Annotated in this window: 26 protein-coding genes; 4 read left to right on the forward strand and 22 right to left on the reverse strand. The window is 70.6% G+C overall.

Annotated elements, in window-relative coordinates:
* Window positions 1-29: 29 nt before the first annotated feature.
* On the forward strand, window positions 30-1,091 hold the full coding sequence (locus tag ABD705_RS12925) for an AI-2E family transporter (RefSeq protein WP_344784196.1): 1,062 nt from the start codon (window positions 30-32) through the stop codon (window positions 1,089-1,091).
* Between the two features lie 2 nt (window positions 1,092-1,093).
* On the opposite strand, the gene ABD705_RS12930 is transcribed toward ABD705_RS12925, so the two are convergent.
* The 9 genes from ABD705_RS12930 to rpsB form a co-directional block, all read right to left on the reverse strand.
* On the reverse strand, window positions 1,094-1,816 hold the full coding sequence (locus ABD705_RS12930; protein WP_344784197.1) for an alpha/beta hydrolase: 723 nt from the start codon (window positions 1,814-1,816) through the stop codon (window positions 1,094-1,096).
* A complete protein-coding gene (locus ABD705_RS12935) occupies window positions 1,817-2,101 on the reverse strand; it encodes a hypothetical protein (protein WP_344784199.1) in 285 nt (94 codons plus the stop codon).
* A gap of 4 nt (window positions 2,102-2,105) precedes the next feature.
* The gene (locus ABD705_RS12940) at window positions 2,106-2,855 is read right to left on the reverse strand and encodes an aggregation-promoting factor C-terminal-like domain-containing protein (protein ID WP_344784201.1); all 750 of its coding nucleotides are present in this window, start codon (window positions 2,853-2,855) and stop codon (window positions 2,106-2,108) included.
* A 59-nt stretch (window positions 2,856-2,914) separates the two neighbouring features.
* Entirely contained in the window at window positions 2,915-3,493 is a 579-nt protein-coding gene (locus ABD705_RS12945; protein ID WP_344784203.1) for a DivIVA domain-containing protein, read from the reverse strand.
* Entirely contained in the window at window positions 3,490-4,554 is a 1,065-nt protein-coding gene (locus ABD705_RS12950) for a phosphatidate cytidylyltransferase (RefSeq protein ID WP_425562082.1), read from the reverse strand. Before ABD705_RS12950 ends, ABD705_RS12945 begins: the two co-directional genes overlap by 4 nt.
* A 9-nt stretch (window positions 4,555-4,563) precedes the next feature.
* Window positions 4,564-5,118, reverse strand: coding sequence for a ribosome recycling factor (frr, locus tag ABD705_RS12955; RefSeq protein ID WP_344784205.1), 555 nt, complete (start codon window positions 5,116-5,118; stop codon window positions 4,564-4,566).
* A 65-nt stretch (window positions 5,119-5,183) separates the two neighbouring features.
* A complete protein-coding gene (gene pyrH / locus ABD705_RS12960; RefSeq protein WP_344784207.1) occupies window positions 5,184-5,903 on the reverse strand; it encodes a UMP kinase in 720 nt (239 codons plus the stop codon).
* A gap of 86 nt (window positions 5,904-5,989) precedes the next feature.
* Window positions 5,990-6,817: a translation elongation factor Ts gene (tsf, locus tag ABD705_RS12965; RefSeq protein WP_344784209.1), complete on the reverse strand. Its 828-nt coding sequence runs from the start codon at window positions 6,815-6,817 to the stop codon at window positions 5,990-5,992.
* Between the two features lie 93 nt (window positions 6,818-6,910).
* Window positions 6,911-7,891: a 30S ribosomal protein S2 gene (rpsB, locus tag ABD705_RS12970; protein ID WP_344784210.1), complete on the reverse strand. Its 981-nt coding sequence runs from the start codon at window positions 7,889-7,891 to the stop codon at window positions 6,911-6,913.
* A 301-nt stretch (window positions 7,892-8,192) separates the two neighbouring features.
* Between rpsB and ABD705_RS12975 the strand changes: the two genes are divergently transcribed.
* Window positions 8,193-8,744, forward strand: coding sequence for a murein hydrolase activator EnvC family protein (locus ABD705_RS12975; protein WP_344784213.1), 552 nt, complete (start codon window positions 8,193-8,195; stop codon window positions 8,742-8,744).
* A 3-nt stretch (window positions 8,745-8,747) separates the two neighbouring features.
* Here the strand turns inward: ABD705_RS12975 and ABD705_RS12980 are convergent, their stop codons facing one another.
* From ABD705_RS12980 to ABD705_RS13020, 9 genes are all read right to left on the reverse strand, one after another.
* Window positions 8,748-9,671: a tyrosine recombinase XerC gene (locus ABD705_RS12980; protein WP_344784215.1), complete on the reverse strand. Its 924-nt coding sequence runs from the start codon at window positions 9,669-9,671 to the stop codon at window positions 8,748-8,750.
* A 16-nt stretch (window positions 9,672-9,687) separates the two neighbouring features.
* Entirely contained in the window at window positions 9,688-10,914 is a 1,227-nt protein-coding gene (dprA, locus tag ABD705_RS12985; RefSeq protein ID WP_344784217.1) for a DNA-processing protein DprA, read from the reverse strand.
* Window positions 10,911-12,440, reverse strand: coding sequence for a YifB family Mg chelatase-like AAA ATPase (locus ABD705_RS12990; RefSeq protein ID WP_344784219.1), 1,530 nt, complete (start codon window positions 12,438-12,440; stop codon window positions 10,911-10,913). The genes dprA and ABD705_RS12990 overlap by 4 nt, the downstream gene beginning before the upstream one ends.
* The gene (locus ABD705_RS12995; protein WP_344784221.1) at window positions 12,431-12,799 is read right to left on the reverse strand and encodes a YraN family protein; all 369 of its coding nucleotides are present in this window, start codon (window positions 12,797-12,799) and stop codon (window positions 12,431-12,433) included. Before ABD705_RS12995 ends, ABD705_RS12990 begins: the two co-directional genes overlap by 10 nt.
* Window positions 12,800-12,911: 112 nt before the next feature.
* Window positions 12,912-13,232, reverse strand: coding sequence for a DUF2469 family protein (locus ABD705_RS13000; protein WP_344784223.1), 321 nt, complete (start codon window positions 13,230-13,232; stop codon window positions 12,912-12,914).
* Window positions 13,233-13,287: 55 nt separating this feature from the next.
* Window positions 13,288-13,947 (reverse strand): ribonuclease HII, encoded by a 660-nt coding sequence (locus ABD705_RS13005; protein ID WP_344784225.1) that lies wholly within the window; start codon window positions 13,945-13,947, stop codon window positions 13,288-13,290.
* Complete coding sequence (gene lepB / locus ABD705_RS13010; RefSeq protein ID WP_344784227.1) at window positions 13,944-14,690, reverse strand: signal peptidase I; 747 nt, start codon at window positions 14,688-14,690, stop codon at window positions 13,944-13,946. The genes ABD705_RS13005 and lepB overlap by 4 nt, the downstream gene beginning before the upstream one ends.
* Before the next feature lie 100 nt (window positions 14,691-14,790).
* Window positions 14,791-15,138: a 50S ribosomal protein L19 gene (rplS, locus tag ABD705_RS13015; RefSeq protein ID WP_344784229.1), complete on the reverse strand. Its 348-nt coding sequence runs from the start codon at window positions 15,136-15,138 to the stop codon at window positions 14,791-14,793.
* Between the two features lie 170 nt (window positions 15,139-15,308).
* Window positions 15,309-15,821: an MFS transporter permease gene (locus ABD705_RS13020; protein WP_344784231.1), complete on the reverse strand. Its 513-nt coding sequence runs from the start codon at window positions 15,819-15,821 to the stop codon at window positions 15,309-15,311.
* A 76-nt stretch (window positions 15,822-15,897) separates the two neighbouring features.
* Here ABD705_RS13020 and map point away from each other — a divergent pair, with 76 nt between their 5' ends.
* Window positions 15,898-16,680, forward strand: coding sequence for a type I methionyl aminopeptidase (gene map / locus ABD705_RS13025; RefSeq protein WP_344784233.1), 783 nt, complete (start codon window positions 15,898-15,900; stop codon window positions 16,678-16,680).
* Window positions 16,681-16,722: 42 nt separating this feature from the next.
* Complete coding sequence (locus tag ABD705_RS13030; protein WP_344784235.1) at window positions 16,723-17,652, forward strand: NADP-dependent oxidoreductase; 930 nt, start codon at window positions 16,723-16,725, stop codon at window positions 17,650-17,652.
* A 24-nt stretch (window positions 17,653-17,676) separates the two neighbouring features.
* On the opposite strand, the gene trmD is transcribed toward ABD705_RS13030, so the two are convergent.
* The 4 genes from trmD to rpsP all read right to left on the reverse strand — a co-directional run bounded on the left by trmD (window position 17,677) and on the right by rpsP (window position 19,677).
* Complete coding sequence (gene trmD, locus ABD705_RS13035) at window positions 17,677-18,384, reverse strand: tRNA (guanosine(37)-N1)-methyltransferase TrmD (RefSeq protein WP_344784237.1); 708 nt, start codon at window positions 18,382-18,384, stop codon at window positions 17,677-17,679.
* 9 nt (window positions 18,385-18,393) lie between these two features.
* Window positions 18,394-18,942 (reverse strand): ribosome maturation factor RimM, encoded by a 549-nt coding sequence (rimM, locus tag ABD705_RS13040; protein WP_344784296.1) that lies wholly within the window; start codon window positions 18,940-18,942, stop codon window positions 18,394-18,396.
* 85 nt (window positions 18,943-19,027) lie between these two features.
* On the reverse strand, window positions 19,028-19,258 hold the full coding sequence (locus tag ABD705_RS13045) for an RNA-binding protein (protein WP_344784239.1): 231 nt from the start codon (window positions 19,256-19,258) through the stop codon (window positions 19,028-19,030).
* 5 nt (window positions 19,259-19,263) lie between these two features.
* Window positions 19,264-19,677, reverse strand: a complete 414-nt coding sequence (rpsP, locus tag ABD705_RS13050) for a 30S ribosomal protein S16 (RefSeq protein ID WP_344784241.1) — start codon at window positions 19,675-19,677, stop codon at window positions 19,264-19,266.
* Window positions 19,678-19,733 lie beyond the last annotated feature (56 nt).

Genomic DNA, 19,733 nt, shown 5'->3' on the forward strand with positions numbered 1-19,733 from the left:
ACACGAGCCGTCGTCGGAGAGGATGAGCAATGAAGGTGCAGAACCCCTTTCGCGTCGCATTCATCGCGACGCTGGGCGTCGGGCTCGGGCTGCTTCTGATCGGCAGCATCCAGACTCTGTCCACGATCCTGCTCTACATCGGCACCGCGCTGTTCCTGGCTCTGGGCCTGGAGCCGATCGTCGCGTTCCTGGAGCGGCGCCGGCTGCCCCGGTGGCTCGCCGTGCTCGTGACGATCCTCGGCGTGCTGGCCGTGTTCGCCGGGATCGTGCTGCTGGTGGTGCCGATCATCGTCGGCCAGATCACCCAGCTGGTGGATTCGATCACCCAGATCGCGCAGAACCCCAACGCGCTCGAAGAATTCAAGAACTGGTTGACCCGCACCTTCCCGCAGTTGAAGGTCGACGACGTCTTCGCCTATGTGCAGAACTGGCTCGTGACGAACCTGGCCGACATCAGCGGCTCGATCGGGCAGGGCGTGCTCACCGCGGGGATCGCGTTCTTCGGGGGGCTGGCCGGCGCCTTCATCGTGCTGATCCTGACGATCTACTTCACGTCGTCGATCCCGTCGCTCAAGCACGCCGTGTACCAGCTGGTGCCGGCCTCCAAGCGCGCGCGGTTCTCCGATCTGGCCGAGCAGATCACCGGTTCGGTCGGCTATTACGTGATGGGCCAGGTCACGCTGGGACTGATCAACGGCATCCTCAGCTCGATCTTCCTGTCCATCATCCATGCGCCGTTCCCGGCGGTGCTGGCCGTCGTGGCGTTCTTCTTCTCGCTGATCCCGCTCGTGGGCACGCTGACCGGTTCGACGATCATCGTGCTGACCTGCCTCATCCCCGGGCTCGGCTCGCCCAGCACCGCATTGGTGGCGGCGATCTACTACCTGATCTACATGCAGGTGGAGGCCTACGTGCTCTCGCCGCGCATCATGAATCGTGCGGTGTCGGTGCCGGGCGCCCTGGTCGTGGTGGCCGCGCTCGCCGGAGGGTCGCTGTTGGGCCTGCTCGGCGCGCTGATTGCGATCCCCGTCGCCGCCAGCATCCTGATCCTCTACCGCCAGGTCGTGATTCCCCGCCAGAACGAGCGCTGACGCTATGCCGGCTGGTCCGCCCATGTGGTCGGCAGCGGCAGCGCCGCGGGATTGACCCGCGCCACGATCTCGTTCAGCACCCGCCGGGTCTGGTTCTCGCCCACCCACAGATGCCGGCCGCCGGCGACCGGGACGACGTCGGCCTGCGGCACGACCGCGAAGCGCCGCGCGGCCTCGGCGGGCCGCAGGTAATCGTCCAGTTCGGGGATCAGCGCCACGACCGGGCGGGGGTCGTCGGCCCACGCCGCCAGTTCGGTCTCGCTGGTGCGGCGCAGCGGCGGGGACAGCAGGATGAGGCCGACCGCATCCGGCTGCCCGCGACCGTGCTTGAGCGCGAGTTCGGTGCCGAACGACCAGCCCACCAGCCAGGGTCGCGGCAGCGCGCGCTCGCGCACGAAGGCCATGGCCGCGGCCACGTCGTCCCGCTCCGTCTCGCCGTCACCGAAGGCGCCCGCGCTGGTGCCCCGCGGCGACGTCGTGCCGCGGGTGTTGAACCGAAGCACGGCGAGGTCCGCCAGCGCCGGCAGCCGCCCGGCGGCCTTGCGCAGGATGTGCGAGTCCATGAATCCGCCGGCGGTGGGCAGCGGGTGCAGCGTGACCAGCGTGGCGACCGGGTCGCGATGCTCGGGCAGCGCCAGCTCGCCGACCAGCGTCAGGCCGTCTGCAGTATGCAGTTCGATGTCTTCGCGCCGTGCCGGCAGCAGGACGGGACCACGGATCTCCACTCAGAACACCCTCCAGCAGTGCGTGTGCCAGTGCCGACGGCCGGCGAGGTCCGCCGCATCGCCGAGGATGCCGTCGGCCCGCCAGATCACCAGATGCGGCGTACCGACCTCGACGGGTGCACCGCAACCGGGGCACGTGTACACCTTCTGCGCGTGCGCGGCCGAGACCGGCTGCACCGTCCACTGCGAACCACGGCGCACCTCGGTGCGCGTGAAGCCCGCGACGAACTGCTCGAACGAATCAGCGGTCCTGGGATCGGGGCGCCGCCGGCGCGATCGCGGCATGGGGTCAGTACCAGCTGTAGGACTGCGAGTGGCTCCAGGCGCCGCAGGGGGTGCCGTAGCGGCCGCTGATGTAGCCGAGGCCCCACTTGATCTGGGTCGCCGGGTTCGTGGCCCAATCGGCGCCGGCCGAGGCCATCTTGCTGCCCGGCAGCGCCTGCGGGATGCCATAGGCCCCGCTCGGGTTGTAGGCGTTGACACGCCAGCCGGACTCGCGCTTCCACAACGACACCAAGCAGGCGAACTCGCCGTCGCTCCAGCCGCGCGCCTTGACGATGTCGTAGGCGATGGCCTGGGCCGTGCCCGGGTTCGGCGCGACGAACGGCACCGTGAACGAGCCGGCTCGCGATCGCACACTCGCTGGCTGTGGCTTCGGCGTGGGTGTCGGCTTGGGCTTGACGTACACCGTGTAGGCGTCCCGGTTCAGCGCGGTCGCCGAGGCGGGCTCCAGCGATGAGATCTCCACGGTCTGGGCATCCCCCAGCGCGCTCGCGTACAGCGTCACCTGCGGAGTGACCTCGGCGCTGGCGGGCGCCGCGATCACCGACCCCAACGGGGTCAGATACGCCGTCGCCAAACCGATCACGGCCAGCGCGGCCAAGCCGCCCATGATCGCTCGCCCCCACGTCCGGCCCTTCGCCGCCGTGCGCGGCGCGTGCGGGTGCGCCGGACGGGCAGTCCGCGCCGCCGCGGACCGCAGGTCGCGGCGCAACATCGCACGGGAGGCTTCGGGGGTCGTCTCGTTGGCGGAAGTCACAGTGGGCCCGAGTCTACCGCGCAGATCGCGTGATGGCCATCAGCTGCTCGGGTGGGTTCTCAGCCGACCGCGAGCATCACGTCCACGACCGCGTCCAGTACGGCATCCACCTGCGTCTCGCGGTAGCCGCGTCGCTGCATCCGGAACGCCACCGCGCGCACCTGCTCGACGGTGACCGGTTTTCCGTCGGCCAGGTAGGCGGCGATCTTGTCGGCGACGATGTCGACCTCGTCGATGCGGTAGCCGTAGCCCAGACCCCGCGCGCGGTCGAAGCGACGCCGCGGCGGTCGGGTGAGCCGGTCCAGGATCTCCTGCGCGCGGTCCCGGGTCTGATTTATCCATGCGCCGGTGCCCGTCGTCGCCATCCCCTGGTCGCGCTCACGAGCGGCGAAGGCGTCCTCGACGCGCACGAGTGCCGCATCGACCGCTTCCGGCTGATATCCGCGCTTCACGAGCCGGAACGAGACCGATCTGACATCGGCGGCGGCGAGGGCATCGGCATCCGTCGCGGACTCGAACGCGGCGCGTGCACGCCCGAGGAACTCGTCGACGGCGGATACCTGATAGCCCTTCGCGCGCCCCGCGGTGCGGGGGAAGGAGTGCCCGGCCGGACGCGCGTCGCGGGAATCGTTGGTCATGGTGCCACCAGAGGGATCAGGAGGAAGTAGAGGGCCAGTGCCGCACCGGCAGAGGGGAGGATCGAGTCGAGCCGGTCGAGGACGCCGCCGTGACCGGGCAGCCAGGAGCTCATGTCCTTGATGCCCAGATCCCGTTTGATCATCGACTCGCCCAGATCGCCGACGGTCGCCGTCCCCAGGATCACGGCGCCGATGACCAGGCCGGCCCACACCGGCAGATGCAGCATGAACGTCGCCAGCAGCACGCCGGCCGCCAGCGCAGCGACGACCGCACCGCCGAAGCCTTCCCAGGTCTTCTTCGGGCTGATCCGCGGCGCCATCGGGTGCTTGCCCAGCGTCAGCCCGGTGGCGTAGGCCCCGGTATCGGCGGCGACGGCGATGACGATGAACGCGAGCACCCAGTACTGGCCGCCGTCCTGCCGCAGCAGCACGACGCACAGACTCCCCAGGAACGAGACGTACAGCTGCGTGAACGTGCCGGTCAGTACGTCGCCGACCACATCGGCGTAGCTGCGGCCGTCGCGTGCGATCATCTGCGCGATCAGGCGCCACACCAGCACGATCACGACGATCGCGCACGTGATGACCCAATGCAGCCACATGCTCAAAAACCAGCCGGAGGCGATCAGGACGACCGCACCGGTCACCTGCGGGATGAGGTCGACGCGTCGGCCGTGGGCCTGCAGGGCGCGGCTGAATTCGAACACGCCGAGCACCACCGCCGCCAGGGCCAACAGCAGGAACACTGGCTTGTAGATCAGCAGCGACAGCAGCAGCACGGCGCCGGCGGCCAGGCCGATCAGTATCGCCACGATCAGGTCGCGTCCGGTGCGGGCCTTGATCCGCTCGTTGGCCTCTTCGAAGTCGGCGCGGGTGCGCGCCACCTGGCTGCCGAACTCATCGCGTGCGGAGCGCAGGTGCTCATGCAATCGGGCGGCGGCATCCTGCGGGTCCGTGTCGTCGTGTCCACCGGGTGGCGGGCCCGCGTTGCCCGCTGCGCGCGCCGAATCGGCCCGGTCGGGATCTTCCGCCCCAGGCCGCTGATCGGGCGCATCGGTCATCAGGGGTGCTCAGATCTCGAGCAGCTCGGCCTCTTTGCGCTTGAGCGCCTCGTCGATCGCGTCGACGTGCGAGCGCGTCAGAGTGTCGAGATCCTTCTCTGCACGAGCCAGATCGTCCTCGCCGACATCGGACTTCAGGGTATCGAGCTCGTCCTTGATCTTGCGACGGATGCCGCGCACGTGCACCTTCGCATCCTCGCCCTTGGACCGCACCAGCTTGACGAACTCCTTGCGGCGCTCCTGGGTCAGCTCCGGCATCGTGATGCGCACGATGTTGCCGTCGTTGGTGGGGTTCACACCGAGGTTCGGCATGTCGCGGATAGCCTGCTCAATCGCCTTGAGCGCCCCTTTGTCGTACGGCGTGACGATGACACTGCGCGCCTCGGGCACGTTCAGCGAGGCCAGCTGCGCCAGCGGGGTCGGTGTGCCGTAGTAGTCGACGAGCACCTTCTGGAACATCTGCGGGTTCGCACGCCCGCTGCGCACGGTGGCGAAGTCGTCCTTCGCCACTTCCACTGCCTTGTCCATCCGCGTGGCTCCATCGGCCAAGACGTCCGCGATCACGGTCTCTCCATTCGCTCAGGCGTTCCTGCTCAGTCTAGTCTGGGCCCATCCCGCGGCCCGGGCGATCAGGTCGTGACCAGGGTGCCGATCGGCTCCCCCAGCAGGGCCCGGGTGACGTTGCCGGCCGGCTCCATGCCGAACACGCGCATGTCCATCTTGTTGTCCATGCACAGGCTGAACGCGGTCGAGTCGACCACCTTCAGTCCCTTCTGCAGCGCTTCCAGGTAGGTGATCCGCTCGATCTTGGTGGCCGAGGCATCCTTGTTCGGATCCGCCGTGTACACGCCGTCGACGCCGTTCTTGGCCACCAGCACCTCGTCGGCGCGCACCTCCAGCGCCCGCTGAGCGGCGACCGTGTCGGTGGAGAAATAGGGCAGGCCGGCGCCGGCGCCGAAGACGACGACGCGGCCTTTCTCCATGTGTCGCTCGGCACGCAGCGGGATGTACGGCTCGGCCACCTGGGTCATCTGGATCGCCGACTGCACGCGCGTGGGTGCGCCCGCCTGCTCGAGGAAATCCTGCAGGGCGAGCGCGTTCATGACCGTGCCGAGCATTCCCATGTAATCGGCGCGGCCGCGGTCCATGCCCCGCTGGCTCAACTCGGCGCCGCGGAAGAAGTTTCCGCCGCCGACGACGATCGAGATCTCGACCCGGTCCACCGCCGCTGCGATCTCGCGCGCGATCTGGCCGACCACGTCGGGGTTCACGCCCAGTGAGCCGCCGCCGAATGCCTCGCCCGAGAGCTTGAGCAGAACGCGGCGGCGCCGCGTGGATTCATTGTTCACGTATGTTCCCTCTCGTCGCGATCACACCCTAGCGAACCGGCATGCCAAGGGCCCGCATCGATTCCGATGCGGGCCCTTGGGGCGTGCTACGCGCCGACCTTGAACCGAGCGAAGTCGGTGATCGTGATGCCGGCGTCCGCCGCGATCTGCGCGACGGAATGCTTGTTGTCCTTGGCGTAGTCCTGCTCCAGCAGCGCCACCTGCTTGACGAACGCGTGCACGCGTCCCTCGACGATCTTCGGCAGCGCGGCCTCGGGCTTGCCCTCGTTGCGCGAGATCTCGGTGACGATCTCGCGCTCCTTCTCCATGTCTGCCTCCGGCACGTCCTCTCGCGAGAGGTACGACGGGTTGGCGAACGAGATGTGCTGGGCGATGCTGCGCGCGGTCTCCGCGTCGCCGCCGCTGTAGGCGACGACGACGCCGATCTGCGGCGGCAGGTCCTTGCTGGTCTTGTGCAGGTAGACCTGGAATGCATCGCCGGAGAGGGTGCGCACGCGACGCAGTTCGACCTTCTCGCCGATGATCGCGGCCTCTTCGGAGATGAGCTCGGCCACGGTCTGCGAACCGGCCGGTGCGGCCAGGGCAGCCTCGGCCGAGTCCGCTGCGGCGGCGGCGGCGGCATCGGCGACCTTGTCGGCCAATGCGATGAAGCGGTCGTTCTTCGCGACGAAGTCGGTCTCGCAGGCAAGCTCGATCAGCGTGGCCTTGCCGTTGTGCTCGCGCGCGGCGATCAGGCCCTCGCTGGTGGACCGGTCAGCGCGCTTGGCGTTGCCCTTCGCACCCTTCAGGCGCAGGATCTCGACGGCCTTCTCGCGATCGCCGTCGGCCTCCTCGAGCGCCTTCTTGGTGTCGACCATGCCTGTGCCCAGCTGCTCGCGCAGCGCCTTGATGTCGGCGATCGTGAAGTTTGCCATGGGTATCGGCTCCTTGTCTGTGGTGGGTTCTCGTGGATGCCGCGGCGGAGTCGTCCGTGGACGACTCCGCCGGACGAATGCGTGCGACCCGTGCTACTGCGCGGCAGGCTCGGCCTCGACAGCAGCGGCGGCCTCGGGCTCGGCGACCTCGGGCTCGGCGACCTCGGGCTCGGCGACCTCTGTCTCAGCGGCAGCCGCTGCCTCGGCGACGGCCACCGGCTCGCCCTTGTCGGCGGCAGGCTCGGCGGCGACCGGCTCGGCGGCCTCGTCGGCGACCTTGTCGGTCGTGGCGGAGGACTGCTCGGGGGCCCCCTGCTCGAGCAGCTCACGCTCCCACTCGGCCAGCGGCTCGGCGGCCGTCTCGGACTCGGCGTCGGCGGGCTGGTGGCGCTGGATGAGCCCCTCGGCGGCGGCGTCGGCGATGATGCGCGTCAGCAGCGCGACCGAGCGGATCGCGTCGTCGTTGCCCGGGATCGGGTACTGGATCTCGTCCGGGTCGGCGTTGGTGTCGAGGATGCCGATGACCGGGATGCCGAGCTTGCGGGCCTCGTCGATGGCGAGGTGCTCGCGCTTGGCGTCGACGACCCACAGCGCCGACGGTGTCTTCTGCAGGTTGCGGATGCCGCCCAGCGACTTGTGCAGCTTGTCGAGCTCGCGCTTCTTCAGCAGCAGCTCCTTCTTGGTGAAGCCGCTCTCGGAGGGGTTCTCGTAGTCGAGCTCCTCAAGCTCCTTCATGCGCTGCAGGCGCTTGCTGACGGTGCTGAAGTTGGTCAGCAGACCGCCCAGCCAGCGCTGGTTCACGTAGGGCTGGCCGACGCGGGTGGCCTGCTCGGCGAGGACTTCCTGCGCCTGCTTCTTGGTGCCGACGAAGAGGATCGTGCCGCCATGGGCGACGGTCTCCTTGGCGAACTCGTAGGCGGTGTCGATGTAGCCCAGCGACTGCTGCAGGTCGATGATGTGGATGCCGCTGCGCTCGGTCAGGATGAAGCGCTTGACTTTCGGGTTCCACCGGCGGGTCTGGTGTCCGAAGTGGACGCCGGCGTCCAGCAGCTGGCGAATGGTGACGACGGCCATGGCCGTTCTCCTGTTCTCGGCGCAGAAGCGCCGCTTTCGGTTGTTTTCTCGGGCGAGCGCCCGATGATCCTGGTGCCCGGCACACGTCCCGCCCTGAATCAGGGACCGGTGGGAAGTGGATGCCACGTGCGGAGGTCCGCTCGCTGTGGGCACGCGTAGTCACCCCGACATGCGGAGCGCGCATTCAGTGTATCAGGCACCGGCTCCTCCCCCGACGCTCGATCACGCGCCTCGCCTGGGGTTATCCACCGCCGGACGGGCGGGCCCGCGGCGGGGCGCCACCACCGCGCAGGATGGGGGGATGTCACCTGCGCGGCGAGGGCGGATGCGGCGGGCCGGCGCCGTGCTTTCGGCCGTGGTGCTTCTGCTGGGCGCCGGTGGCGCCGCCGCCGGCGCGACGGCCGCGCCGGCACCGAGTTCGGTTGCCGCCGTCGATCTGGCCGGGACCGGCTGGATCTGGCCGCTGCACGCGTTCCGGCTGACGAATCCCTATCGGGCGCCCACGCACGCCTACGGCCCCGGGCACCGCGGCATCGATCTGCTGCCGCTCGGCGGCACCGACGTGCGCGCGCCGCAGCGCGGCGTGGTCGCCTTCTCGGGCCGGGTCGCCGATCGGCCGATCGTCACGATCGACCACGGCGACGGCCTGGTCACGACGCTCGAGCCGGTCGCATCCGACCTGGTCGCCGGCGCCGCCATCGCGCGTGGCGCGGTGGTGGGGACGGTCTCGGCCGGCGGGCACGCCGCGCCGGGGACGGTCCACTTCGGCGTGCGGCTGCACGGCGACTACATCAACCCGATGCTGCTGCTGGGCGGCGTACCGCGCGCAGTGCTGCTGCCGTGCTGCGCCTGAGGGCTACTCCGGGGCGCGCTGGGCCCGCGGATGGGCGAGCCGGTAGGTCGCCATCAGCCGCTCGCTGGAGACGTGCGTGTAGATCTGGGTGGTGCCCAGGCTCGCGTGGCCGAGGATCTCCTGCACCGCGCGCAGATCGGCGCCGCCGTCGAGCAGGTGCGTGGCGGCAGAGTGCCGCAGCGCATGCGGACCGATGGTCTGGGCGCCCACGACCGGCGCGAGCATGCGTGATACGAGTGCATAGACCGTGCGCGGACCGATCCGCGCGCCGCGCGCACCGAGGAACAGCGCCGGCCCCTGGCGACTGCTGCGCGCGATGAGCACCGGTCGCGCGCGCGCCAGATAGGCGTCCACGGCACGGCGGGCGGGCAGACCGAACGGCACCACGCGCTCCTTGGCGCCCTTGCCGATGACGCGGGCCGTGCGCCGATCCAGATCCAGGTCGTCGAGGTCCAGGCCGCACAGCTCGGAGACGCGCATGGCGGTGCCGTAGAGCATCTCCAGGATCGCGTCGTCGCGCAGCGCGATCGGATCGGCCTCCGGATCGACGGCGGCTGCGGCGGCGTCATCGAGCAGATGTGCCATGTCGTCGGCGGTGGCCACCTTCGGCAGGGTCCGGCCGCGCTTGGGCGAGACGAGCCGGCCGCTGGGATCGACCTCGATCGTTCCGTTCTCGGCGGCCCAGGCGAAGAAGCCGCGTACGGCGGCGGTGCGGCGTGCGATGCTCGCGCGCGCCTGGCCGCGCAGGCTCGCCTGCCACAGCCATTCCCGCAACGCTTCGACCCCGATCTGGTCCAATGGGACGTCGCCGACAGCGCCGGCCAGGTCGGCGAGGTCGGAGCGGTAGGCGCGCACCGTCGCCGGCGACAGCCGCCGCACGTCGGTCAGGTGTCGCGCGTAGGCCGCCACCGCCTCGTCGATCCGCACCTCTCCAGAATGCCCGTCAGCGCCCGGCCCCGACGGCAACGCGCCGCCAGCGGTCGCTCTGGCTCTGCGCCGTGCCCTCCAGCGCCAGCATGCCCAGCTGCACCCGCACCTCGCCCGGCGCCATCCCGCAGCGGCGTGCGATGTCGTCGATGCCCCGGGCGGCCCGCGTGCTGAGGGCGTCGATCACGCGACTGCGCTCATCGGTCCCGTTCCACGCCGGGCCCAGATCCAACGTCGCGTCGACGGGCGGACGATCCAGGCCGACCAGCTCGGCCGCTTCGTCGGCGGTCGTGACGCAGCACGCGTCGAACTCGCGCAGCATGCGATGGCACCCCGCCGACGATCCGCTGGTGACCGGTCCCGGAACTGCGCCCAGCGGCCGGCCGAGATCGGCGGCATGCGCGGCCGTGTTCAGCGATCCGCTGCGCCAGCCCGCCTCGACGACGACGGTGGCCCGGCCCAGTGCCGCGATCAGCCTGTTGCGCTGCAGGAAGCGCCATTTGGTGGGGGCCGAGCCGCACGGCACCTCACTGGCCACCGCGCCGGTGACGGCGATGCGCTCCAGCAGCTGGGTGTGCCCGGCCGGGTAGGGCCGGTCGACCCCGCCGGCGAGCATTGCGACGGTGACGCCGCCTGCGGACAGTGCGCCGCGGTGGGCGGCGCCGTCGATGCCGTACGCCGCACCCGAGACGACGGTGACGCCGCGCCCGGCGAGTTCGGCTGCGAACTCGCCGGCGATGTGCTCGCCGTAGCCGGTGGCGGCCCGCGCGCCGACGATCGCGATCGCGGGGTCGGCGTGCGCGAGGGCGGCGGCGTTCCCGCGCACCCACAGGCACACCGGCGCGTGTTCGCCCAGGTCGTTCAACGTCGCCGGCCACCCCGGGTCGTCGGGCACGACGAGCTGGATGCCCCGGCCGCGGGCCACCCCCAGCGCCAGCGCGATCGCGTCGGCCTCCAGCCGCGGCCGCCACCGTGCCAGCGCCTGGTGCATGTCGTCGGCGTCGACCTCGGCGGCATCGGCCGCCAGTCCCCCGCGGGCGCCGCCGATCACCTCGCGCAGCGCCTCGTCCGGCCCGAGCGCCGCGATGAGCCGCCCGGCCACGCCGTCGCCGGGTTCGACCAGGCAGCTCCACACCGCCGCGGCGTAGGCCCGCTGCAGACGCTGCTCATCGGCTGCCGCATCCGCCCCCACCAGTGCGGCCACGGCGGTGGCGTTCGATTCGTCCCATCGGAATGCGGTCACGATCGGATTCCCTTCTTCAGGTACAGCGCGCGGCCGATGTCTCCCAGCTGCAGCCGGTCGCGTCCGGCCAGATCGCAGACGGTCCACGCGACGCGCAGGATCCGGTCGTAGCTGCGCAGGGTGAGCGCGCCGCGGTCCAGCGCGGCATCCAGCGGTCTGCGCACGACCGGTTCGGGGGCGACCGGGCCGTGTCGCAGCCAGGTGCCGGGAACCGCCGAGTTCGCCGTGAACGATGTCTCCCGCAGCCGGAACGCGGCTCGCTCGCGCGCGGCACGCACCCGCTCGCGCGCCTGCGCCGTCGTGGTCACCGTGCCGCCGGCGGCACGGTGGGCCACGGCCACCCGCGACATCGCGACCTCGATGTCGATGCGATCCAGCAGCGGTCCGGACAGCCGGCCCAGGTAGCGGCGGATCATCATCGGGGTGCAGGTGCACGAGGCGCCGCGCACCCCGTAGTTGCCGCACGGGCACGGGTTCGTCGCCAGCACGAGCTGGAATCGGGCCGGGAATGAGGCGACGAACCCGGCGCGGTGTATCACGATCGAGCCGGTCTCCAGCGGCTGGCGCAGGGCGTCCAGGGTGCCGGCGCGGTGCTCAGCGGCCTCGTCCAGGAACAGCACGCCCTCGCTGGCCCGCGCGATGGCCCCGGGCCGGACCACGCGCGGCCCGCCGCCGACCAGCGCCGCGATGCTCGCGCTGTGATGGGGCGCCTCGAACGGCGGGGTGCGATCCAGCCGGGTCACGGCGGTGCCCGACAGCGAGCGGATGGATGCCGCCATCAGCGCGGCCTCGTCATCGAGCTCGGGCAGGATGCCCGGCAGTCTGCGCGCCAGCATGGTCTTGCCCGCCCCCGGCGGCCCGGTCATCAGCAGATGGTGCCCGCCCGCGGCCGCGATCACCAGCGCGTCGACGGCATCCGGCTGACCGATCACATCGGCCAGATCGAGGCCGTCGGCCGGTTCCTCCGGCTCCTCGGCCAGCCCGACCGGCTCAGCGCTGCCGCCCGCCTCGACCTCCGCGCCGTGCAGGCGTGCCACATCGACCAGGCTCACGGCCCCGGTGACGCGGATGCCCGAGACCAGCTCGGCTTCGGACCGGTTGGCCCACGGCACCACGACGTGCCCGATCCCGGCGCGCGCGGCCGCGCGCACCGCCGGCAGCACGCCGGGCACCGGTCGCAGCCGGCCGTCGAGCCCGAGTTCGCCGATGTGCGCGGTGGCGGCGATCGAGGCCGGATCCATCACGGCGTCCGTGGCGAGGGCCGCCACGGCGATCGCCACATCGAAGCCGGATCCTTGCTTGGGCAGGCTCGCCGGCGAGAGGTTCACGGTCAGCCGCCGTCGCGGCAGCGGCAGGCCGCTGTTCGCGCTCGCGTTGCGCACGCGCTGCACGGCTTCACCCAGGGCCTTGTCGGCCAGCCCGATGATGTGGAAGTCCGGGATCTGGTTGGTCTGGTCGGCTTCGACCTCGACGAGCGTGCCGTCCAGGCCCGACAGCGCCACCGCCCACGTGCGGGTCACACCCATGCGACATCCTCCACGTGCTCCAACCGCGCCGTTGCCGGATCCGCTCCGGTGATCCCGATCACATCCAGCCGACGCGCCCGCCCGCAGGCTCGGTCGGGGTGTGCGGCGCACCAGGCGGCCGCCAGCTTCCACAGCCGGGCCCGCTTGCGTGTGTCGACGGCGGCGAGCGGGTCGCCGAATCGGGCGCTGCGCCGGGTCTTGACCTCGACGAACACCAGCGTCCGACCGGTGTACGCGACCAGGTCGATCTCACCGCCGGGCGCCCGCCAATTGCGGTCGAGCACCTCGAAGCCGCGGACGGTCAGGTGCGTCGCGGCGCGGCGCTCCCCCGCCCTGCCGAGTTCGTCTTTCGCTGCCATGAAGGCATGCTCCCGCGGCCGGCGCCTTCAGCGGATGGCGCGCAGCGGATCTGTGCAGGGATGGTCGAAATGCGCCGATCCGGGGCACCTGGGGAGGAGCCGGTGCTCCGGCTCAGGAGTCGAGCGAGAGCTCTTCGGGCAGGTGCAGATCGCGGCGCTGCAGCTCTTCGACGTTGACGTCCTTGAAGGTGAGGACGCGCACCGACTTCACGAACCGATCGGCCCGGTAGATGTCCCACACCCACACATCGGTCATCGAGATCTCGAAATAGAAATCGTGCTCGGTGTCGCGCCGCACGACATTGACCTCGTTGGCCAGATAGAAGCGCCGCTCGGTCTCGATGACGTACTGGAACTGCACGACGACGTCGCGGTACTCGCGGTAAAGCGCCAGCTCGAGCTCGCGGTCGTAGTCATCGAAGTCGTCGTCCATGGTCCTCCCATCCTAGGTCGCGCGATGCGCCGCGCCCACTCGGAACGGATCGCGCTCAGAACAGGGTCGGCGCCGCCGCGATCGCCCACGAGGAGCGGTGATAGCGGCTCAGCCCGTGCGCGCGGATCGCGGCTTGATGCACTGCGCTGGCGTATCCCTTGTTGTGCGCCCACTCGTAGACCGGGTGGGTCTCGTGCAGCCCGACCATGTACTCGTCCCGCGCCACTTTCGCGATGACCGACGCCGCTGCCGCGCTCGCGCAGTCCCGGTCGGCGGCCACGCGAGGCGTCACGGCCAATCCGATCCCGCCCACCGGGGTGATGTAGTCGTAGTTGCCGTCCAGCAGCACGATCGCGTCGGCCGGCACCGCCCCGGCCCGCTGCAGCTCGGTGATCGCCCGCACGGCGGCGGCGCCCAGCGCCCGCATGATGCCGACTTCGTCGATCTCGGCCGCGCTGGCCCAGCCGGTGGCGCTGGCGCTGACCCACGCGGCTGCGCGGGACGCGACATCCGGCCGCCGCCGGGCGGGCACCAGCTTGGAGTCGCGCAGCCCTTGCGGCACGCGGCGGCGCGCATCGCGGACGTCGATCGCGACGGCGCCGACGGCGACCGGCCCGGCGAGAGCCCCCCGGCCGACCTCGTCGCAGGCGATCAGCATCGTGTGCTCGCGCAGCAGCCGGCGCTCCAGCGTCAGCCGCGGCTCGATGACGGTCATGGTGACGTGCCGGACGGGCTCGGCGAGGGCACCCCGGCGAACACCGCGTGGTGGAAGTCGATCAGGCCGAACCGGTTGAACGGCCACGTGATCAGGAACGCGCGTCCGACGACGTTGTCCATCGGCACGAAGCCCTTGCCGGGCTGGTCCTGGTTGTACCGGGAGTCGCGCGAGCGGTCCCGGTTGTCGCCGAGCACCCACAGCGAGTCCGCCGGCACCGTCACGTCGAACGGCACGACTTCGGGTGCGCTCTCGCCGGGCAGCAGCTTCACGAACGGCTTCTCGTTGATCGGGATGCCGTTGACGGTGATCTGGCCGATCGCATTGCAGCAGGAGACGTGGTCGCCGGGCAGCCCGATGATGCGCTTGATGAGGTGGTCGTCGCTGTCCGGCGCCGACAGGCCGACCAGTGAGAGCACCCAGTCGACCGCCTCGACGATGAACGGACGGGTGCTGGGGGCGGGGGCGGGCAGCCACCCGCCGGGATCGCGGAAGACGACCACATCGCCGCGCTGGTAGCCGCTGAAGTGCGGCGTGATCTCGTCGACGAGGATGCGGTCGTTGATCTGCAGGGTGTTCTCCATCGACCCGGACGGGATGTAGAACGACCGGACGACGAACGTCTTGACCAGAAACGACACGAGCAGCGCGATCAGCACGATCACGACGATGTCGCGCAGGAAGCTGAGGGTTCCGCGCCGCTTGGCACCGCGTGCGCCCGACGGGGCGGGGTGATCAGTCATACATGCCCTTCAACGGTCGCACACTACAGCGTCGCACATTCTGGCTCCGCGAAACGACGACGCCCCGAGGCGCATGCCTCGGGGCGTCGGGTGCACACGACTAGTGGCCGCGCTTCTCCTTGATCTTGGCCTTCTTGCCACGGAGGTTGCGCAGGTAGTACAGCTTCGCGCGGCGGACGTCACCGCGGGTGACGACCTCGATGTGATCGATGACCGGGCTGTGCACCGGGAACGTGCGCTCCACGCCGACCTGGAAGCTGATCTTGCGGACGGTGAAGGTCTCGCGCACGCCATCGCCGGAGCGGCCGATGACCACTCCTTGGAAGACCTGGATGCGGGAGCGGGTGCCCTCGATGATGTTCACGTGCACCTTGACGGTGTCACCGGCATTGAAATCGGGGATGTCGGAGCGGAGCGATGCCGCGTCGACGGCGTCGAGGATCTGCATGATGGGTGTCTTCCTGCGGCCGCCACAGGTCGACCGCGCAATGAATGGGATGAGAGAAGATCGGTGCCCGCTGCGCTACCGGGAAGCGGCGCGGATTCCCCTGCGGCAGAATCGGTGCGCGAGCACAAACATCCATTCTGCCATGGATGCCGGGACCGGCCAAACCGCCGTCAGTGCGTGCTGCGGCCGTCGCCGGGACGCCCGACCTCGTTCACGATGATGACCTCGCCGTGCTGGCGGGCGCGGTCGGCGACGCTCTCCTCGTATGGCAGGTCGCCCGGGCCGGTGCCCGGTGTCATCTTGGCGAAGGATCCGCGCGCCTCACCCCACAGCTGCCCCAGCGACGACCAGAACAGGCCGAGGAAGGCCAGAATCGCCAGGATCAGGATCGGCACGAAGGCGTATTGGAAGAAGCAGCCGAACGCGATGACCAGCACGTGCCACACCGACACGGCCAGCACGTCCTGCCACGAGACGGCACGCTGGCGGCGGACGGTCGGTCGCGCGCGGATGAGCATCGCCGCGATCACCTCGCCGACCAGCACCGAGGGGGCCGCGACCAGCAGCACGCCCAGCAGCGCCCAGCCGCTCGCGCTGAAGATGGCCCAGCCCACGACCAGCCACACCGGCAGGATCAGTGCCGCCGGCAGCAGCCAGACGAAGAAGCCACGACGCAACAACATGACCCCGATGGTACGCCGTGCCCCTGAGCGTGGCGTGGACGAGTGCGCGAGAATGGAAGCCGATGAGAGGAAGACGATGATCGAACTGCGCACACCGGCTGAGATCGAGGCGATGAAGCCGGCGGGCCGATTCGTCGCCGAGACCCTGGCGACGCTCCGCAACGAGACGAAGGTCGGCACGAACCTGCTGGCGATCGACGACCGCGCTCACGAGCTGATCCACCGGGCGGGCGCCCAGTCCTGCTATATCGACTACCACCCGTCGTTCGGCGCGAGCCCGTTCGGCAAGGTCATCTGCACCTCGGTCAACGACGCGGTGCTGCACGGGCTGCCGCACGACTACTCGTTGCAGGACGGCGACCTGGTGTCGCTGGACTTCGCGGTCTCGATCGACGGCTGGGTCGCCGATTCGGCGATCTCCTTCGTGGTGGGCACGCCGCGGGATGAGGACCTGGCACTGATCGACACGACCGAGCGGGCGCTGGATGCCGCCATCGCGGCCGCGACCGTGGGCAATCGCGTCGGCGACATCTCGGCCGCGATCGCCGCTGTCGCCCACGGCGACGGCTATTCGATCAACACCGACTTCGGCGGGCATGGTGTCGGCCACATCATGCACGGCGACCCGCACGTGGCCAACGACGGCCGCGCCGGCCGCGGCTACCCGCTGCGCGAGGGGCTGGTGATCGCCATCGAGCCGTGGTTCCTGGCCACCACCGACGAGCTGTTCACCGATCCGGACGGCTGGACGCTGCGCAGCGCCGACGGCTCGCGGGGCGCGCACTCCGAGCACACCATCGCGATCACCGCGGACGGGCCGACCGTGCTCACCGACCGGTCCTTCCTGGGCGCGCGCTGACCCGCCGCGCCCGGCCTGCACCGGTGGTGTTGACTGGGAGTCATGGCTCAGATGTGGATCGCGCCGCGCGCGGGTGATGTCGATGTTCTCGAGTTCGTGACCGCCCCGGTGCCGGCGCCCGGCCCCGGCGAGGTCACCGTGCGAGTGCACGCCGCCGGCGTGAACCCGGCCGACTTCAAGCACTTCGCCCGCGCCACGGACGGCTTTCCGCTGCCGCTGGGCTACGAGGTCGCCGGCACGGTCACGGCGCTCGGCCCCGGCGCCGGGCTGGCCTCCGGCGGCGGTGCGGTCGGGGATGAGGTGCTGGCGTTCCGGGTGTCGGGCGGATATGCCAGCGAGCTAACGGTGCCGGCGGCGGACGTGTTCGCCAAGCCCGCCGTGCTTTCGTTCGAAGCGGCGGCGAATCTGCTGCTGGCGGGTGCGACCGCCGCCGAGATGGTGGAGCTGACCCGGGTCGATGCCGGCGACGTCGTACTGATCCACGCCGCCTCCGGTGCGGTCGGCATCAGCGCCGCCCAGCAGGCCCGCTGGCGGGGCGCCCGGGTGATCGGCACCGCGAGCGAGCGCAGCTTCGACGGACTGCGCAGATTCGGCGTCGAGCCGGTCGCCTACGGCGAGGGCCTTCAGGACCGGTTGCGCGCACTCGCGCCCGGCGGCGTGGATGTCGTGCTGGACTGCGTCGGCACGCCCGAGGCGGTGTCGGTCTCGGCGGCCGTGGCGAAGGACCGGTCCCGGATGGTCACGATCGTGGCGGGGCCGCAGACGGCCGCAGCGGGTTTCATCGCGATCGGCGGCGGGATGCCGGCCAGCAAGGCGTTCCGCGAATCGGTGCGGGGTGAGCTCATCGCGCGCGCCGCGGCGGGCGACCTGGTGGTCCCGGTGGCGCGGACCTATCCGCTGGGCCAGGCCCGCGAGGCGCTGCGGTTCCTGCAGACCGGCCACCCGGGCGGCAAGCTCGCGCTCATCCCCTGAGCCTGGCGAGGGCTTCGCGGTCGGTCACAGCGCGGGCGAGTCGTCGGCGGCGAGCAGGTCGGGCCGACGCGCGCGGGTGCGCTCCAGCTGCTGCTCGCGCCGCCAGGCGTCCACGGCCCCGTGGTCGCCGCTGAGCAGCACCGGCGGCACCGGGCGATCGCGCCAGCTGGCGGGCTTCGTGTAGCTCGGGTACTCGAGCAACCCGTCTTCGTGGGACTCTTCGACGAGGCTGTCGGGGTTGCCGACAACGCCGGGGACGAGGCGGCCGGCGGCCTCCACCATCGCCATCACGGCGACCTCTCCCCCGTTGAGCACATAGTCCCCCAGGCTCACCAGGCGCACATCGCCGAGCGCGGCGGCGTAGTCGAAAACGCGCTCGTCGATGCCCTCGTAACGTCCGCAGCCGAACACGATGTGGTCGGTGCGACTGAACCGGCGCGCGAGGGGCTGCGTGAAGACCTCGCCGGCCGGTGACGGGAACACGATCAGCGGCCGGGATCCGGCATCGGCCACGATCTCATCCAGCGCCTCACCCCAAGGCTCGGGCTTCATGACCATGCCGGCGCCCCCGCCGTACGGGGTGTCGTCGACGGTGCGGTGGCGATCGTGGGTCCACTGCCGCAGGTCGTGGACGCGCACATCGAGCAGGCCCTTGCTGCGGGCCCGGCCCAGCAGCGACACCTCGAGGACGTCGAAGAACTCGGGGAAGATCGTCACGATGTCGATGCGCACGCAACGAGCCTAGACGCCGTCGGGTTCCCCGGTTTCGGGCTCTTCCGCGATCTCCTCGAACAGTCCCGCGGGCGGGGTCACCACGACGCGGCCGGCTGCGACGTCCACTTCGGGCACGATGGCCTTCACGAACGGCACCAGCACCTCGCGGTCGCCGTCGCCCACGATCAGGATGTCCTGCGCGGGCAGGTGGTCGACGCGGATCACGTGCCCCACGCTCTTCCCGTCGCGCTGCACGTCGAGTCCGATCAGCTGATGGTCGTACCAGGCGTCCGCCTCGGCGGGCTCGGCCGGGTCCGATTCGATCCAGAGGATCGCCTTGATCAGCTGCTCGGCGGTGCTGCGGTCTGCGACCCCTTCGAGGAAGACGACGGGATGCGAGTTCATCCAGCGGAACTCGCGCACCGTGACGGTCTTGCCGTGCCACGGTGAGGTCTCCGGCACCTGCAGCGTGAAGGTCGCGCCGGGGGTGAACCGCCGGTCCGGGTCGTCGGTGTACAGCTCGAGCTTGATCGCGCCCTTGAGTCCGTGGGCCTTCAGCAGCCGCCCGACCCGCAACTGGGTGCGGCCCGACCCCGGGGTGCGGTGGCGGCCGTGCGCCGAGCGCGCAGCGCCCGCCGCGGCGTCTTCCTGCGTCACGGGTTCAGTCGTCCGCGACGTCGACGCGCACGCGCCTGCCCTCGGCCAGTGCCGAGACGACGGTGCGCAGTGCCTTCGCGGTGCGACCGCCGCGTCCGATCACGCGACCCCGGTCGTCGGGGTGCACGTGCACTTCGAGCACGTCCCCGCGCGGCGACGTGGACTCATCGATGCGCACGTCGTCGGGGTGATCGACGATCCCCTTGACGACGTGCTCGAGCGCGGCAGCCAGCACGACGACTACTCGGCGTCGGCCGAGGCAGTGGCCTCGTCGGCGACGGGAGCGGCCGACTCGGCCTTCTTCTCGGCCTTGGGCTTGACGACCGACTTCTTCGAACCGTCCAGCTCGAACGGCACCTTGGGCTCGGCGACCTTCACGGTCGAGACCGCGTCCTTGTCACCGGTGTGGATGCCCCAGTCGCCGGTCAGCTTCAGCAGCGCGAGCACCTGCTCGGTCGGCTGGGCGCCGACGCCGAGCCAGTACTGCGCACGGGCGGAGTCGACCTCGATGAACGAGGGCTCCTCGGTCGGGTGGTACTTGCCGATCTCTTCGATGACACGGCCATCGCGCTTGGTGCGCGAGTCGGCGACGACGATGCGGTAGTACGGGGCACGGATCTTGCCGAACCGCTTGAGACGGATCTTGACAGCCACGATTCTCCTGAATGTGTGTAGGGAGCGAAGAACTGGTCGCCTGGAGCGTGGGGTGC

Source organism: Microbacterium kribbense (genome assembly GCF_039537285.1).
Taxonomy (GTDB): domain Bacteria; phylum Actinomycetota; class Actinomycetes; order Actinomycetales; family Microbacteriaceae; genus Microbacterium; species Microbacterium kribbense.